Genomic DNA, 15,269 nt, shown 5'->3' on the forward strand with positions numbered 1-15,269 from the left:
GGTGTTATAATCAATCCTCATTAACTCCCAAAGGAACCCCATGAAAATCGTTGTTATCCAAGGCCCCAACCTCAATATGCTTGGTCACCGTGAACAGAACATTTACGGCCCGATGAAACTTGAAGAGATTCACACGCAAATGGAGGGTGTGGCCAAACAACACCAGTTTGAAATCGAATTTTTCCAGTCCAACCTTGAGGGTGAAATTGTTGACCGCATCCAAGAGTGCATGGGCGAAGCCGATGGCATTATCATTAACCCCGCTGCCTATTCGCACACGTCTATCGCCATTCGTGATGCGATTAGTTCTGTCTCTTTGCCAGTGGTGGAAGTGCATATTAGCAATATTTACCGCCGTGAAGAGTTTCGTCACAAAAGCCTCATCGCCCCCGTGTGTGCGGGACAAATTTGCGGCTTTGGCCCCTTTGGCTACCACCTTGCGATGATTTCTATGATTCAAATCCTTGGCGAACTTACCGCCATGCGCAAAGCCCAAAGCGAAGCCCAAGCCTAATGCACGCTACACTACTTAAAGGGGAGAGTGCACAAGCCTACGCCTGCGGGTTTTCCTGCGACAATGGGTTGTTGCTTCAAACCCCCGCGCAAGCCTTTTTCATCACTGATGGACGGTACGTGACCGACGCAAAAGCAAAGGTCACTGCCTCAACAGAAGTGATTGATGGGGGTAGAGAATTAGTGGCAACGGCGCGCAAAATAGTGCGCCGTCTTGGCATCACTTCTTTAGCGCTGGACCCTTTAGAGTGGAACATTAGCGCCTATGAAACGCTATTAAAAGGCTTACATGTAAGGGTAAAACCTAAATCCAATCTCTCTCAAAAAAGCCGCATCATCAAAGCCCCTCAAGAGTTGCTTTTGCTACAAAGCGCAGTGCAAAAAGGGGCCGAGGCGTTTGATGCCTTTGTGGCTTTTGTGCGTGAATATGGTGTAGGTTTGTCAGAAAAAACACTCCACTACGAAGCGAGCCGCATCTTGACATGTAAGGGTGCTTTGGGACTCTCTTTTTCACCCATTGTTGCCATCAATGCCAATGCTGCTAAACCCCATGCAACGCCCCAAGAGACGGTTCTTGCGGCGGGAGATTTGCTACTCCTTGACGCGGGTATTATTGCGCAAGGGTATTGTTCTGATCGCACGCGCACCTTTGAAGTGGGGCCACATGCAACGGCAGGGAAAACGCAAACCTTTACATGTAAGACCCGCCAAAAGGTGTATGATACGGTGTTAAAAGCCCAAGAAGCGGCCATTGCACTAGCACGGCCAGGAGTAAGGGCGTGCGCGGTGGACAAGGCCGCGCGCGAAGTGATTGACGCGGCAGGATATGGCGCCTATTTTGTCCATTCTACAGGCCATGGCGTGGGGCTTGATATCCACGAATTGCCCGTCATTTCCGCTTCAAGCCAAAGTGTTTTGGAAGAAGGCATGGTCTTTACGGTGGAGCCGGGCATTTACCTGCCGGGTGAATTTGGCGTGCGCATCGAAGACATGGTGGTTGTGCAGGCTTCTGGAGTGGAAGTGTTATGAAATTAGCGGGTGTTTCGTTGGTCAAAGCGCCGTTTTTTCCAAGCAAACGTGCCGCTAGCGCCCATTATCGTTATCGCGCATTGGTGGGTATTGGGGGAAACGAAGGAGCAGTGATGGAACGTTTTGTGCGTCTTTTGCGTTACTGGACAACCAGGCGAGACCTTTTTGTGGTAGAAACGTCGCCCATTGTCAAAAACCCGCCCTTTGGTTACCTTCCACAACCTGATTTTTTAAACGCCCTTGCGTGGGTGCAAACCAGCCTGAGTGCCAAGGCGTTGTTGCGCTTGTTACTCCAAACAGAAAAACGTTTTGGGCGGGTGCGCAAAGAACGCTTTGGCCCACGAACTCTAGACTTGGATTTGATTTTTTTTGAAAACCAGACGCTAAATACCCCTCGACTTACTCTGCCCCATCCCCATTGGAGCGAACGCCTCTCGGTAATCGTACCCCTTGGGATGATGCAGCAAAGGAATGTATCGTGAAATTTGTAACCTTCACTGGCGAAACACCTGCAGAGGCGCTGAAAAAAGCCCAACATGAATGTGGGGAAGATGCGTATGTTATGAGCACCAAACAGGTGAAGAAAAAAACCATGAATTCCCCTGCTTTGTACGAGATAGTTGTGGCACTTGATGAGAATGCCACGCCTCACAAACCCTCCGCCCCCACAGAAAGACCAACCCGTGGTGAAGATGTATTGCTGAACATTTCCGAAGCGGCAAAGCAGATTTCTGAGATTGCTAAAGTGACCAGTGCGGGGGCGTACGCCAAAGAGCGCAAAGAAGATGCGGCTACCAAAGCTTCTTTGCCAACGGAAGAATTGGGACAAATCAAACAAGAGATTAACAAACTTGCGGATAAAATCAAGCTCATCCAAGAGATGTTTTGGGACGAAAAAGCACCCATGCGGGGCAACCTTGCTATTCCCCCAGAATTTTCCCAAATCTATAAACTTGCAGGCCAAAGCGGGATGAGTAAAGAGCATTTAGGCACCATCATGCGTTTGACCCTTGAACACATGCCAAGCCGCATGAAAAGCAGCAGTGAGACCATCAAGCGCTACTTTCAAGTCCTCCTTCGCAAAATGATTCCTGTGCGCTCAGAGGTAGTGCTTAGCAAAGGGCAACAAAAGATAATGATGTTTGTGGGGCCAACAGGTGTGGGCAAAACCACCACCCTAGCCAAACTGGCCGCGCGCTATTCGTACCTTTCTCAGCAACGCTACAAGGTGGGCGTGATCACCCTAGATACGTATCGCATTGGTGCGGTGGAGCAGTTGTTTCAGTACGCCAAGATGATGCGTTTGCCTGTGGAAGACGTAGTAGACATTGGGGATTTTGAAAACGCTTTGCGTGCCTTGGGGCATTGTGATATTATCTTGGTAGACACCGTGGGAAGCTCCCAGTACGACAAAGAAAAACTAATGAAGCTTGATAATTTTCTCAAAAATTCCGCAGCACAGATTGATGTGAATTTGGTGGTTTCTGCGGGAACAAAACTGGAGGATTTAAAAGAGATTTACAGCAGTTTTTCTTTTTTAGATATTGATACGCTTATTTTTACTAAATTTGATGAAACCAAAGTCTTTGGCAATATTTTTTCCCTGATTTACGAAATCGACAAGCCCGTGAGCTATTTTTCCATCGGGCAAGAAGTTCCCGATGATTTGCGTACGGCTAGTAGTGAGTATTTGGTGGAGTGTATGTTGGATGGTTTCACAAAGGATACCCATGGAAAATCAAGCAAATAAGCTTAAGCGTCTTGTGAAAGAGCAGCCTGAAAAAACAGGCCATGTGACACGCTTTGTTGCTATTACAAGTGGCAAGGGTGGCGTGGGGAAAAGCACTGTGAGCGCTAACATGGCCAATTTGCTTGCCAACCATGGGTACAAAGTAGGGCTTTTGGATGCAGACATTGGATTGGCCAATTTGGATGTTATTTTAAACGTGCGCATTCAAAAAAACCTTTTACATGTACTCAAAGGCGAATGCGCACTAGCAGATATTGTGGTGCAAGTTAAACCTAATCTTATCCTTATTCCTGGAGAGAGTGGGGATGAGATCCTAAAATACAACGACCAGTTTATTTATGAGCGGTTTTTTGAAGAAGCAAAATTTTTAGATAATTTGGATTTTCTTATTATGGATACAGGGGCAGGGATTGGTGAAACAATTCAAGTATTTTTAGAAGCGGCGGATGAGGTGATTATCGTCACTGTGCCAGACCCCGCTGCTATCACAGATGCCTACGCAACCATCAAGGTGACAAGTAAAATTAAAGATTCTTTGCAAATGGTGCTCAATATGACACGCAATGAAAAAGAGGCGCAGTTAATTTTTGATAAAATCAAAAAAGTAGCGCTACAAAACATTGGCCCAAAGCTCGAACTCAATCTTTTAGGTAGGCTCCCCGATGATAAAATTGTCTCACGTAGTGTGAAACAACGCACGCTGTTTACCAATGACGCACCCATGAGTGCGCCGTCGATGGAGATGAAGCGCATCGTCAATAACCTCGTCTTTCGCTTGGAACGAAAAGTGCTTGACACCAAAGCAGACCGAAGCTTTGGCGGCTTTTTTAAGCGTTTAATGGAGCAATTTTGAGCAGCAAGGGTGATTACAGTATGCTAAAACCAGAAAATTTCATCTACTTCTTTACCGTGTGTGGCTTTTTTATCGGCCTAGTTTTTTCTCTTATGCTTGAAGCAGAACCTATGGATTTTTTAGTTTATACATTGGAAATCACCCTCTTTTTTTACTTGTTTATTCATGTGGTTATTATGAATTTTGTAGATGTCCGACTCGCAGGAAAGAAACTTTTTGATTATAAACAATACGAAGAAATCAGCGGGTATTTTATCCATGAGATTCAAGAGCGTGAGCGGCGAATGGAAACGTTGATCGACCCCGATGCCCAGCATGAGCCCAACGTGGTGCACAACATGATGAGAAGCCATGGAAACAACAAGAAAAAAGCAGCTTAGTGTTTACGGCCAAAACGCCAAAAAACACCAAGATGATCTCGTGCTTCAATACATGCCAGCGGTGCGCGCGATGGCTTTTCGCCTGAAAGAACGTTTGCCTTCGTCGGTGGATGTAAATGACCTCATTTCTGTAGGGACTGAAGAGATGATTAAGCTCTCTCGCCGTTACGACAAAGAGCAAAATGACTCCTTTTGGGGATATGGAAAAAAGCGTGTGTATGGATCGATGCTAGATTATTTGCGCTCTTTAGATGTCATGAGTCGCTCAAACCGAAAACTTCTTAAGGCGATTGACCACGAAATAGACATTCACTATAATACCCACGGAGAAGAGCCAGATAATGTGACCCTTGCGACAATCTTGGGGGAAGAAGTGGAAAAAATAGAAGAAGCCAGAAATGCTTTCATGGTGGCAACCACTTTGCCTATCAATGAGCAAATGGCTATTTTTTCCCAAGAAGAAACCGAGTCTATCGTCGAAAAAGACCAGCTTATCGAGGTGGTGCAAAGTCTCTTGGCAGGCTTTAAGGAAAGGGAACAATTGATTATTCAACTCTACTACTTTGAAGAGTTAAACCTCAAAGAAATTAGTGCAATTTTAGATATTACTGAATCGCGTATTTCACAGATTCACAAAAAACTCATGCGAAAACTTCGCGACGCGTTGGAGGGCAATCATGGCTGATATTTTAAGTCAAGAAGAGATTGATGCCCTTTTAGAAGTCGTTGACGAAGAAGGAGATGCCGACTTAATTGCCAGCGGGAGTGAGCCAGAAGATAACCGGCAAGTTATTTTGTATGATTTTAAACGCCCTAACCGTGTCTCTAAAGAACAGTTGCGCGCGGTCAAAGGGATTCACGACAAGATGGCGCGAAACTTGGCCTCCCAAATCTCTTCCATTATGCGCAGTATTGTTGAGATTCAGCTTCACTCCGTTGACCAGATGACCTATGGGGAATTTTTGATGAGTTTACCCAGTCCGACAAGCTTTAACGTGTTTTCCATCAAGCCACTTGATGGTAATTGCATCATTGAAATCAATCCTTCTATTGCTTTTCCGATGATTGATAGGCTACTAGGAGGAGGTGGAGAGTCGTACGAGTCTACGCGCGAACTGACTGACATAGAGCTGAACCTTTTGGACGCAATTTTGCGTATCGTGATGCAACGGCTCAAAGAAGGATGGGCGCCCATTACGGACATGTACCCTAATGTGGAGTCTAAAGAGTCTAGTCCCAATGTGGTGCAAATTGTTTCGCAAAATGAGATTGTTATCATGGTGGTGATGGAAATCATCATCGGGAATTCCAGCGGGATGATCAACCTGTGTTATCCTGTTATTTACCTTGAACCTATTCTTTCGCGTTTAGCTAATCGAGACATCATGCTTGGGGAAACCTCGGCCAAGAAAAGCCGTAACAAAGAACTTAAAACCCTTGTGGGGCGTGCTGAAGTGTTTGGCGAAGCCTTGTTGGGTCGCACGATTATGAGCGTGGGGGAGTTGTTAGAATTGCAAGAGGGTGACATCTTAAGGCTTGACCGACCAGCGGATGATCATGCGGTGGTAACCATTGACCGAAAGGATATTTTCTTGGCAGAAATTGGGCTACACCGGTTTCGAAAATCCATCAAAGTAAAAGAGCTTATCCGAACCGATAGAGATGAGATTAAGACCTTGTTAGAAGAGTACGAACAGAGCAGGCGGGCCAAAGTGTCCTCCTACGATTCCGAGGAGGCAGTGAATGAATGAGTTTATAGCGCTATTGGGCCAAGAGTTAGTCTCGACCGTTGAGGGATTGACGGGGCAAACCCCCACCTTGGAACTTGTTGATACTGCCGATGTAAATAAAAACACCTCTGTTGTGCCTCCTATGGCCATTGCTAAAATAGCTGTGAGTGGTGCGACAGAGGGAAGCATGAAAGTTGCCATTGCTCCTGGGCTTGCCACGGGAATTGGTGCTTTGATGATGGGAGAAGAGGAGGCTGTTGGCAAAGAGGAGATGGACGAGGATGACTTGGACGCCACCAAAGAGATAGTCTCTAATGTCCTGGGGTCTTTTTCGACAGCACTTGGTGGCCAAAAAGCGCTTCCAAAGCTTAATTTTGCTGTAGAATCCATCACTTTTGTGGATGCGACAGACACGATAGATTTTACAGGAATGCACACCGCCTATATTCACTCCATGGGTGTGCAAGGCATCGTGGATCAGATTATTTTTGTCACCGATGGAGCCATTGAAAAGACATTGGGTAATGTGCAAAATGATACCCCGTCCACCGTTGTTTCAAATGAAGAAAAAAATACTACCGTTAATGACCTTAGTAGTGAAGAGATGCGCAACATTGCGCTGATTATGGACGTGCAGTTGCCTGTACGGGTGCGTATCGGGTCTAAAAAAATGCTTTTAAAAGATGTGCTGAGTATGGATATTGGCTCGGTGATTGAGCTTAACCAGTTGGCCAACGACCCCCTTGAAATCCTCGTGGGAGACAAGATTGTGGCCATGGGCGAAGTGGTGATTGTGGATGGTAACTTTGGAGTCCAGATTACAGAGATTGGCACCAAGCGTGAACGTTTAGAAAAACTCCGCTAAAGTACCACAATGGAAAGTGTAAAGCAGCGCATTCCCTTTGGACAACGCAATCCTCAAAAATCCCATGCGGTGTTTTTGGCCATTTATTCGCGGCATATTTCCCCGTGGAAGTACTTTAACGATGACTTACATGTAAAAGAGTGCTCCGGGGTGATTATGATTGACCGTTGGGATGGGCGCACGGGATTTCCTGGTGGGACAGCCGATGAAAAAGAAACCTTACTAGAAGCCCTTGAGCGGGAGATAAAAGAAGAGATTGGGATTCAGATTCGTCCCAATAAAATCCACGGCATCGCTTCTCATGAATGGAAGATCGGCACCCATTTTTTTGGGATGGAAGTCAATGAGATGGAACTGATGCACATCTTTTATCACATCCTCAATAACTTTGCCCGCTCTACCTTGCTGCACGCCTACCAAGAAGGCGACCGATCGCGGTTTCTCTCCGAAACCACGGGCATTAAATTGGTGCCCATCGTTTCCCATAAAGGCAAGGGCGTAGACCACTTTCTTACTAATGCTTTTGCGGGAAGTGCGGATTTGGATTTTCGGATTTTTTTGGAAGAAATTTTAGAATTTCACATCGCTTAGGACCGCGTAAGTTTCTTTACATGTAAAGCTTTTGTCTGTTTTTAAGCCCGATTTTTGTACAATGAGCCCTCTCAACAAAGCCCATGCCAAGGAATGTTCATTATGCGAGGCTATAAAGTCTTTTCAGGGACGGCCAACCCTGAATTTGCAAAAAAAGTTGCCAAATACCTCTCGTTGCCCCTTTCGGAGGCAGAAATCAAACGCTTTAGTGACGGTGAAATTAGCATCCAGATTAGCGAAAGTGTACGCGGAAAAGATGTGTTTATCATTCAGCCTACCTGTGCACCTGCTAATGTTAACTTAATGGAATTGCTCATTCTTACAGACGCCCTTCGTCGCAGTTCTGCCGATTCGATTACGGCAGTCATTCCCTACTTTGGGTATGCCAGACAAGACCGCAAAGCCGCACCCAGAGTGCCTATTACGGCCAAATTGGTTGCCAATATGATTCAAACGGCGGGCATTGACCGCGTGGTGACCATCGACTTGCATGCGGGCCAGATTCAAGGGTTTTTTGACATTCCTGTAGACAACCTCTACGGCAACATTATTTTCAACGACTACGTCAAAAACAAAAACCTCAAAAATCCTATCATCGCAAGCCCTGACATCGGTGGCGTTGCAAGGGCACGAAGCTTTGCTAAAAAACTTGGTGTGGACATGGTTATCGTCGACAAACGCCGTGAAAAAGCCAACGAATCTGAGGTGATGAATATCATCGGTGATGTGGAAGGCAAAGACGTTATCTTAGTAGATGACATGATTGACACCGCGGGTACCATCGTCAAAGCCGCCGAAGTACTCAAAGCCAAAGGCGCCACAAGCGTGATGGCATGCTGTACTCACCCTGTACTCTCCGGCCCTGCTTATGAGCGCATTGAAAAAGGCGAATTGGACGAATTGGTGGTAAGTGATACCATCCCTCTTTCACGAGAATGTTCTAAAATCAAAGTCCTTTCTGTTGCCCATGTCTTTGGCGAAGTGATTCGTCGGGTTTACCATAACGAAAGTGTCAATGGACTCTTTTTATAACGAGGAACTATGCAAAACCGGATTCGTAATTTTTCTATCATCGCCCATATCGACCACGGTAAAAGTACCCTAGCAGACCGCCTTATCCAAGAGTGCGGCGCAGTTTCAGACCGAGAGCTAGGAACTCAAATGATGGACACCATGGACATCGAAAAAGAGCGCGGGATTACCATCAAAGCCCAAAGCGTGCGTTTGACCTATGTCAAAGATGGTGTGCCTTATGTGCTCAATCTCATCGATACTCCAGGGCACGTGGATTTTTCCTATGAAGTGAGCCGCTCTTTGGCTTCGTGCGAAGGAGCATTGTTGGTGGTGGACGCTTCGCAAGGCGTGGAAGCACAAACCATCGCCAATGTGTATATTGCCCTAGAAAACGACCTTGAAATCATTCCTGTGATTAACAAAATCGACCTTCCTGCGGCAGACCCAGAACGGGTAAAAGAAGAAATCGAACACACGATTGGGCTGGATTGTTCTCGTGCTTTAGGCGTGAGCGCAAAAAGCGGCATCGGGGTAAAAGAGTTGCTTGATATGCTTGTTGATGTGGTTCCTGCCCCCACAGGCAATGCTGATGGACCAACTAAAGCGCTCATTTATGACAGTTGGTTTGACAACTACCTGGGCGCTCTTGCGCTTGTGCGCGTGTACGATGGCAAAATTGCCAAAGGACAAGAAGTGTACATCATGGGTTCGGGCAAAAAACACGAAGTGTTAAGTCTCATGTACCCTCACCCTCTCAAGCAAGAAAAAACAGCAACCTTGGAAGCGGGCGAAGTGGGGATTGTCGTACTGGGCCTTAAAAACATCAGCGATGTGCGGGTTGGAGATACCATTACCGACAACCGCAATAAAGCAAAAAAGCCAGTGGATGGCTTCGAAGAAGCCAAGCCTTTCGTATTTGCAGGACTTTATCCTATTGAAACAGACAAGTTTGAAGACTTGCGTGACGCGTTAGATAAACTTAAAATGAACGATGGCAGTATTAGCTACGAGCCTGAAACCTCTGCTGCCCTTGGTTTTGGGTTTCGCGTGGGGTTTTTGGGTATGTTGCACATGGAAGTTATTAAAGAGCGCTTGGAGCGTGAGTTTGACCTTGATCTCATCGCCACAGCGCCCACAGTAACATACCGTGTTATTAAAACCAACGGAGAGATAAAAGAGATTCAAAACCCCAGTCAGTTGCCCGCGCCTAATGAGATTGACCGCATTGAAGAACCTTATGTGCGGGCTACTATCATCACGCCTTCGGAATTTTTGGGCAATATTATTTCGCTGGTCAATGGAAAGCGTGGCATCCAAGAAAAGATGGACTACATGAACCCGCAGCGGGTATTGCTCGAATATGCTATCCCGATGAATGAGATTGTGATGGATTTTTATGACAAGCTAAAATCCGCAACCAAAGGCTATGCTAGCTTTGATTACGACCTCTCAGGGTACCGCGTGGGAGATTTGGTAAAACTTGACGTGCGTGTAGCAGGAGAGGTAGTGGACGCCCTTTCTATCATTGTTTCTAACGACAAAGCCATGACTAAGGGACGGGAATTTGTCAAAGCTATGAAAGAGATAGTTCCACGCCAACTGTTTGAAGTGGCCATTCAAGCGAGCATTGGCAACAAAGTCATTGCACGCGAAACCGTAAAATCCATGGGCAAAAACGTCACAGCCAAATGCTATGGTGGCGACATTAGCCGTAAGCGCAAACTGTTAGAAAAACAAAAAGAGGGCAAAAAGCGCATGAAGTCTATCGGAAAGGTACAATTGCCTCAAGAGGCGTTTTTAACCGTTTTAAAGATTGATTAACCCTTACATGTAAAGGAGAAAGTATGCGAGTAGGGATTGGACTGATTCTGGCACTGTTGGTATTGACGGGGTGTGTGTATAAAAACACTCCTTTGACCTTTTCTCCCTACGTGCCTAAACCTTCGACGATGGTGGGCGGCAAAAGCGTGCAAAAAGTCTACCTTAAAACGGTTATTGATAATCGACCAAGGCAAAGTATTGTTGCCTCTTCCACCAACACTTCGGGGCAAAATGTAGGGTACGCCACTACCAGCACCGCTGTGGATGTGTGGGTCCATGATGCCTTACGCAGAGGGCTTTTGGCGCGAGGGTATGAAGTAGTTGTACAGCCTTTCAAAGAAGCTAAAACCCTTGAAGTGAGCATTGATGAGTTGTTTGCCCACTATAATGGCACTTTGCTCTCTGGGGACAACCTCACAGGCACTATGCAGTTAAGCTTACATGTAAAGAGTGGGCAAACAACCACGACCAAGCGCGTAAGTCAATCCCAGCAACAATGGCACGCACCCATGCACTCTTCGGTTGCGTTTAAACCTTTTTTGGAGCGCTTAATGAAAGATGTGCTTGCACGCGCGATTGATGAAATTCACGCTTTGTAGCTAATGCGTTGTTTGGTATGCGAAGCCTTTTCTTGGAAGATTTTATGCGTCGCATGTGCTGATTATTTTAGTGTTTTGCATCCAAGTCAACGTACACTTTCCAATGGTTTTAAAGTCAACAGTTTTTTTGCCTATGATGATGTAGCGGGATTGCTTCACACAAAGCACACTCCCCACGGCGCACGCGTGTTGGACTTTTTAGCGCGCGTCTCTTTCGTACCTTTTATTCGCAAACTCACCCTTGAGTCCCCTTTGTTGGCTGTGCCTATTGATGACCACGTGCGTCACGGGTATAGCCACACAGCTATTTTGGCAAAAGCGTTAAAAACCCCAATGGTAAAGCCACTTTATGGTGTGTTACGCGCAACCAATACCACTTCTTTTAGCGGCAAGTCTTTAGCCTTTCGCAAGGCCAACCCCAGAGGCTTTACATGTAAGGTACCCAAAGGAAGCGTTGTGGTCTTGGTGGATGATTTAATTACGAGCGGGCAGACACTTTTAGAAGCTTCCAATGTGCTCACAAAACAAGGGATCACCCCGCTTTTTGGCTTAACTTTAGCCAATGCAAATGTTACTTAAGATAAAATAGAACCATTTTCAACTCGGCCTTTTCCCGAAAGGGGTTTGTGGCGAGATATTCAGAGTGAGGACAGTGAATGAGCAATCTCTTAGACATCAATCAAGACATCGATGTTATCAATATTGAAGACTCGATTAAGGCCAGTTACTTAGATTACTCCATGAGTGTTATCATTGGGCGTGCTTTGCCTGATGCAAGAGACGGTCTCAAGCCCGTACACCGCCGTATTTTATTTGCCATGAATGATTTGAACGTAGGCTACCGTAGCCCTTACAAAAAATCAGCCCGTATCGTTGGGGACGTGATTGGTAAATACCACCCTCACGGCGACTCTTCGGTGTATGATGCGCTGGTGCGGATGGCACAGCCTTTTTCCATGCGCGTTCCTGCGGTGGACGGTCAGGGAAACTTTGGTTCAGTAGATGGCGATAGCGCGGCTGCGATGCGTTATACCGAAGCACGCATGACCCTTTTAGCCGAAGAACTCCTAAAAGACATCGATAAAGACACTGTAGATTATGTGCCCAATTACGATGATTCGATGAGTGAGCCCGATGTGCTTCCCGCGCGCGTTCCTAATCTTTTGCTTAATGGCTCAAGCGGAATTGCTGTAGGCATGGCAACCAACATTCCTCCACACAGTTTAGATGAATTAGTAGGTGCTTTGTTGTGTTTGATTGAAAACAAAGACGCAGAATTAGAAGACATTATGGAGTACATTCAAGGCCCTGATTTTCCCACGGGGGGAATTATCTTTGGAAAAAAAGGCATTGTAGACGCCTATAAAACAGGCCGAGGACGTGTGCGCATTCGGGCAAAAACCCACATCGAGCAAAAAGGTAACAAAGACGTTGTTGTGATTGATGAATTGCCTTATCAGGTCAATAAAGCCCGTTTGATTGAACAAATTGCCAACCTTGTGAAAGATAAATACCTTGAGGGTATTAGTGAGATTCGCGATGAAAGTGACCGCGAGGGGATTCGAGTGGTGATTGAGCTAAAACGCGATGCCATGAGCGATATTGTCCTTAATAATCTTTATAAATCCACCCCGCTTGAGACCACCTTTGGGGTGATTATGTTGGCCATTGAAAACAAAGAACCAAAGGTTTTTACCCTTTTGGAGCTTTTACATCTTTTCTTGCGCCACCGAAAAACCGTCATTATTCGCCGTACGATTTTTGAACTTGAAAAAGCCAAAGCCAAAGCCCATATCTTAGAGGGCTTAAAAATTGCCCTAGATAACATTGATGCGATTATTGCACTCATTAAGCAAAGTGCAGACGCAACAGAAGCACGCACGGGTTTGGTAGAAAATTTTGGTCTTTCAGATTTGCAAGCAGGTGCTATTTTAGACATGCGTCTTAATCGCCTTACTGGCCTTGAGCGTGAAAAAATCGAAAATGAATTACGTGCTTTGCTAGAAGAAATTGAAAGGCTTAGCGCTATTTTAAAAAGTGAAGCGATTTTGAGCAACTTGATTAAAGAAGAGTTGCTAGAAATCAAAACCAAATTTAATGTGCCGCGCATCACAGAAATTGTTGAAGATTATGATGATATTGGCATTGAAGATTTGATTCCCAATGAGCCTATGGTGGTAACGATCACGCACCGTGGCTACATTAAGCGGGTTGCGCTACATCAATATGAAAAGCAAAAGCGTGGCGGCAAAGGCAAAACCGCCGTTACAACGTATGACGATGATTTTATTGAGAGCTTTTTTGTTTCCGATACCCACGACACCTTAATGTTTGTTACAGATAAAGGCCAACTCTATTGGCTCAAAGTCTATCGGATTCCAGAAGGAAGTCGTTCTGCTAAGGGCAAGGCAGTTGTAAACCTTGTGCAATTGCAGCCGGATGAAAAAATTATGGCTATCATCCCAACAAGCGATTTTGATGAGAAAAAATCTTTGGCATTTTTTACTAAAAAAGGTATTGTGAAGCGTACAAATTTAAGTGAATTTAAAAACATTCGCTCAGTGGGTGTGCGTGCCATTACATTGGATGATGATGATGAGTTGGTGACTGCAAAAATAGCAACAGTTCAAGCCCAGTACCTCTTTGTGGTTACTCAAAAAGGGATGTGTGTGCGGTTTAATCTTGAAGATGCTAGAGAGATTGGGCGCGCAGCAAGAGGGGTAACCGCTATTCGTTTTAAAGAAAATGAAGATTGTGTTGTGGGCGCTACTGTGATTTTTAACGACCAAGAAGAACTTTTAACTATTAGTGAAAAGGGCATCGGAAAACGTACAACAGCCGAAGAATACCGCTTGCAAAAGCGCGGTGGAAAAGGCGTGATTGGCATGAAGCTCAATGCAAGAACGGGTGATCTCGTAGGTGTGGTTATTGTGGATGAAAGCAAAGACTTGATGGTGCTTACCTCAAGTGGAAAAATGATTCGTGTGGATATGCAAAGCATCCGAAAAGCAGGTCGAAACACCAGCGGTGTCAAAGTTGTGAATGTAGGCGAGGATGTGGTTGCTGGCATTTCCCGTTGTCCAAAAAAAGAAGACGATGAAACAGAAGTGTTGCCAGATGAGGTAAACTTTGATAAGAATGGTGACCCTGAGGGGATTTCTGACTTGTAGTGGAACACAATTTGCTTTACAGGAGGAAACTCATGCAAAGGTGTAAAATGAATAAGTTGGCCCTATCGCTTGTGGCGAGTCTTTCACTGTTGATGCTTTTCTCTGGCTGTGTGCCTCAGCAGCAACCGCAAGTTGTGACTGAGACAGAAAGACAAGTGGTGATTCAAAAAGTGGACAAAGAGGATATTCGGGAAGTGATGCGTGAAGAGAAATTGCTCTTTATTAACAATGCGCCCGATAAAGTATTTGCTGTGATGGGTGAGGGGATTGCTCCCCAGAACACCATTTCTCCAGCCCAAGCCATGGCGCTAGCCAAACGTGCTGCTTTGGCGGATGCGTACCGGCAAATGGGTGCTAAGCTCTACGGCGTACGCATTTCAGCCAAAGATACCGTGCAAGATGCGGCGCTTAAGGACTCTCGTATTGTGGCGCAAGTAGATGGGCTCATCAAGGACGCGAGTATTACTGATATGGCGTTTCAAGACGGCTTGTATCGGGTAACTATGGAGCTGAAAATGAGCGAAGAGCGTTGGAAAGAAATTTTCTCTTACTAATTTTGTTAAATTGCTCCTTGCTTTATGGTGGGGAGCAGTTTGTTTTTTCTGCCAAAGCAATAAGCCGCAATCACACCCTTTTTTATGATGAAATACGCCTTTCTCCTCTCATGCAAGAGCGAGAAAAAACGTCACATCGGCTTTGTATTCTTCCTCGTTTAGAGCCTTTACATGTAAGCACACAGGCTTTTTTAAAAAGTCAAGAAGAACGCTTGCTCGAGTGCCTTTTAGCCCAAGGGGTGTTGGTGCATGACTGGCAAGAGCACACGACCAATTTGGGGGCTTCGCAAACACAGCTTAGGGTTTTGCCTGTACGATTTACAGTAGAGTTTAAAGATGATTTTGTTACACTCTATCTTCTTGCCCCCTAGGGAGGCAAAGAGAGATTTGCACTGAGGGC

General features: G+C 45.7%; 17 protein-coding genes. All 17 read left to right on the plus strand.

Annotation, left to right across the window (positions count from 1 at the left end; all coding sequences use genetic code 11):
* Window positions 1-40: 40 nt before the first annotated feature.
* The 17 genes from aroQ (at window position 41) to JWV37_RS01680 (ending at window position 15,240) form a co-directional block, all read left to right on the plus strand.
* Entirely contained in the window at window positions 41-514 is a 474-nt protein-coding gene (gene aroQ / locus JWV37_RS01600) for a type II 3-dehydroquinate dehydratase (protein ID WP_205457903.1), read from the plus strand.
* Complete coding sequence (locus tag JWV37_RS01605; protein ID WP_205457904.1) at window positions 514-1,542, plus strand: M24 family metallopeptidase; 1,029 nt, start codon at window positions 514-516, stop codon at window positions 1,540-1,542. The genes aroQ and JWV37_RS01605 overlap by 1 nt, the downstream gene beginning before the upstream one ends.
* Window positions 1,539-2,024 (plus strand): 2-amino-4-hydroxy-6-hydroxymethyldihydropteridine diphosphokinase, encoded by a 486-nt coding sequence (folK, locus tag JWV37_RS01610; protein ID WP_205457905.1) that lies wholly within the window; start codon window positions 1,539-1,541, stop codon window positions 2,022-2,024. The genes JWV37_RS01605 and folK overlap by 4 nt, the downstream gene beginning before the upstream one ends.
* Complete coding sequence (gene flhF, locus JWV37_RS01615) at window positions 2,021-3,292, plus strand: flagellar biosynthesis GTPase FlhF (protein ID WP_205457906.1); 1,272 nt, start codon at window positions 2,021-2,023, stop codon at window positions 3,290-3,292. The genes folK and flhF overlap by 4 nt, the downstream gene beginning before the upstream one ends.
* On the plus strand, window positions 3,273-4,145 hold the full coding sequence (locus tag JWV37_RS01620) for a MinD/ParA family protein (RefSeq protein ID WP_205457907.1): 873 nt from the start codon (window positions 3,273-3,275) through the stop codon (window positions 4,143-4,145). The genes flhF and JWV37_RS01620 overlap by 20 nt, the downstream gene beginning before the upstream one ends.
* A gap of 20 nt (window positions 4,146-4,165) precedes the next feature.
* Window positions 4,166-4,525, plus strand: a complete 360-nt coding sequence (locus JWV37_RS01625; protein ID WP_205457908.1) for a hypothetical protein — start codon at window positions 4,166-4,168, stop codon at window positions 4,523-4,525.
* Window positions 4,497-5,210: an RNA polymerase sigma factor FliA gene (locus JWV37_RS01630; RefSeq protein ID WP_205457909.1), complete on the plus strand. Its 714-nt coding sequence runs from the start codon at window positions 4,497-4,499 to the stop codon at window positions 5,208-5,210. Before JWV37_RS01625 ends, JWV37_RS01630 begins: the two co-directional genes overlap by 29 nt.
* The gene (fliM, locus tag JWV37_RS01635; protein ID WP_205457910.1) at window positions 5,203-6,276 is read left to right on the plus strand and encodes a flagellar motor switch protein FliM; all 1,074 of its coding nucleotides are present in this window, start codon (window positions 5,203-5,205) and stop codon (window positions 6,274-6,276) included. Before JWV37_RS01630 ends, fliM begins: the two co-directional genes overlap by 8 nt.
* Window positions 6,269-7,120 (plus strand): flagellar motor switch protein FliY, encoded by an 852-nt coding sequence (gene fliY, locus JWV37_RS01640; RefSeq protein ID WP_205457911.1) that lies wholly within the window; start codon window positions 6,269-6,271, stop codon window positions 7,118-7,120. Before fliM ends, fliY begins: the two co-directional genes overlap by 8 nt.
* A 9-nt stretch (window positions 7,121-7,129) precedes the next feature.
* On the plus strand, window positions 7,130-7,711 hold the full coding sequence (locus tag JWV37_RS01645) for an NUDIX domain-containing protein (RefSeq protein ID WP_205457912.1): 582 nt from the start codon (window positions 7,130-7,132) through the stop codon (window positions 7,709-7,711).
* 102 nt (window positions 7,712-7,813) lie between these two features.
* Complete coding sequence (locus tag JWV37_RS01650; RefSeq protein ID WP_205457913.1) at window positions 7,814-8,743, plus strand: ribose-phosphate pyrophosphokinase; 930 nt, start codon at window positions 7,814-7,816, stop codon at window positions 8,741-8,743.
* Window positions 8,744-8,752: 9 nt separating this feature from the next.
* On the plus strand, window positions 8,753-10,546 hold the full coding sequence (gene lepA / locus JWV37_RS01655; RefSeq protein WP_205457914.1) for a translation elongation factor 4: 1,794 nt from the start codon (window positions 8,753-8,755) through the stop codon (window positions 10,544-10,546).
* Window positions 10,547-10,569: 23 nt separating this feature from the next.
* Window positions 10,570-11,145, plus strand: coding sequence for a YajG family lipoprotein (locus JWV37_RS01660; protein WP_205457915.1), 576 nt, complete (start codon window positions 10,570-10,572; stop codon window positions 11,143-11,145).
* Between the two features lie 3 nt (window positions 11,146-11,148).
* On the plus strand, window positions 11,149-11,724 hold the full coding sequence (locus JWV37_RS01665) for a ComF family protein (RefSeq protein WP_205457916.1): 576 nt from the start codon (window positions 11,149-11,151) through the stop codon (window positions 11,722-11,724).
* Between the two features lie 77 nt (window positions 11,725-11,801).
* Complete coding sequence (gene gyrA / locus JWV37_RS01670) at window positions 11,802-14,315, plus strand: DNA gyrase subunit A (RefSeq protein WP_205457917.1); 2,514 nt, start codon at window positions 11,802-11,804, stop codon at window positions 14,313-14,315.
* A 47-nt stretch (window positions 14,316-14,362) separates the two neighbouring features.
* Window positions 14,363-14,869, plus strand: a complete 507-nt coding sequence (locus JWV37_RS01675) for an LPP20 family lipoprotein (protein ID WP_205457918.1) — start codon at window positions 14,363-14,365, stop codon at window positions 14,867-14,869.
* 17 nt (window positions 14,870-14,886) lie between these two features.
* Window positions 14,887-15,240: a hypothetical protein gene (locus JWV37_RS01680; RefSeq protein ID WP_205457919.1), complete on the plus strand. Its 354-nt coding sequence runs from the start codon at window positions 14,887-14,889 to the stop codon at window positions 15,238-15,240.
* Window positions 15,241-15,269 lie beyond the last annotated feature (29 nt).

The organism is Sulfurospirillum tamanense (assembly GCF_016937535.1).
Classification (GTDB): domain Bacteria; phylum Campylobacterota; class Campylobacteria; order Campylobacterales; family Campylobacteraceae; genus Sulfurospirillum_B; species Sulfurospirillum_B tamanense.

Bases quoted from the DNA above. Each gene is read 5' to 3' on its own strand.
- JWV37_RS01630 (WP_205457909.1), top strand. From the start codon at position 4,497: ATGGAAACAACAAGAAAAAAGCAGCTTAGTGTTTACGGCCAAAACGCC.
- JWV37_RS01665 (WP_205457916.1), top strand. From the start codon at position 11,149: ATGCGTTGTTTGGTATGCGAAGCCTTTTCTTGGAAGATTTTATGCGTC.
- JWV37_RS01605 (WP_205457904.1), top strand. From the start codon at position 514: ATGCACGCTACACTACTTAAAGGGGAGAGTGCACAAGCCTACGCCTGC.
- JWV37_RS01650 (WP_205457913.1), top strand. From the start codon at position 7,814: ATGCGAGGCTATAAAGTCTTTTCAGGGACGGCCAACCCTGAATTTGCA.
- fliY (WP_205457911.1), top strand. From the start codon at position 6,269: ATGAATGAGTTTATAGCGCTATTGGGCCAAGAGTTAGTCTCGACCGTT.
- folK (WP_205457905.1), top strand. From the start codon at position 1,539: ATGAAATTAGCGGGTGTTTCGTTGGTCAAAGCGCCGTTTTTTCCAAGC.
- JWV37_RS01620 (WP_205457907.1), top strand. From the start codon at position 3,273: ATGGAAAATCAAGCAAATAAGCTTAAGCGTCTTGTGAAAGAGCAGCCT.
- gyrA (WP_205457917.1), top strand. From the start codon at position 11,802: ATGAGCAATCTCTTAGACATCAATCAAGACATCGATGTTATCAATATT.
- JWV37_RS01645 (WP_205457912.1), top strand. From the start codon at position 7,130: ATGGAAAGTGTAAAGCAGCGCATTCCCTTTGGACAACGCAATCCTCAA.
- lepA (WP_205457914.1), top strand. From the start codon at position 8,753: ATGCAAAACCGGATTCGTAATTTTTCTATCATCGCCCATATCGACCAC.
- JWV37_RS01625 (WP_205457908.1), top strand. From the start codon at position 4,166: ATGCTAAAACCAGAAAATTTCATCTACTTCTTTACCGTGTGTGGCTTT.
- JWV37_RS01675 (WP_205457918.1), top strand. From the start codon at position 14,363: ATGAATAAGTTGGCCCTATCGCTTGTGGCGAGTCTTTCACTGTTGATG.
- fliM (WP_205457910.1), top strand. From the start codon at position 5,203: ATGGCTGATATTTTAAGTCAAGAAGAGATTGATGCCCTTTTAGAAGTC.
- JWV37_RS01660 (WP_205457915.1), top strand. From the start codon at position 10,570: ATGCGAGTAGGGATTGGACTGATTCTGGCACTGTTGGTATTGACGGGG.
- aroQ (WP_205457903.1), top strand. From the start codon at position 41: ATGAAAATCGTTGTTATCCAAGGCCCCAACCTCAATATGCTTGGTCAC.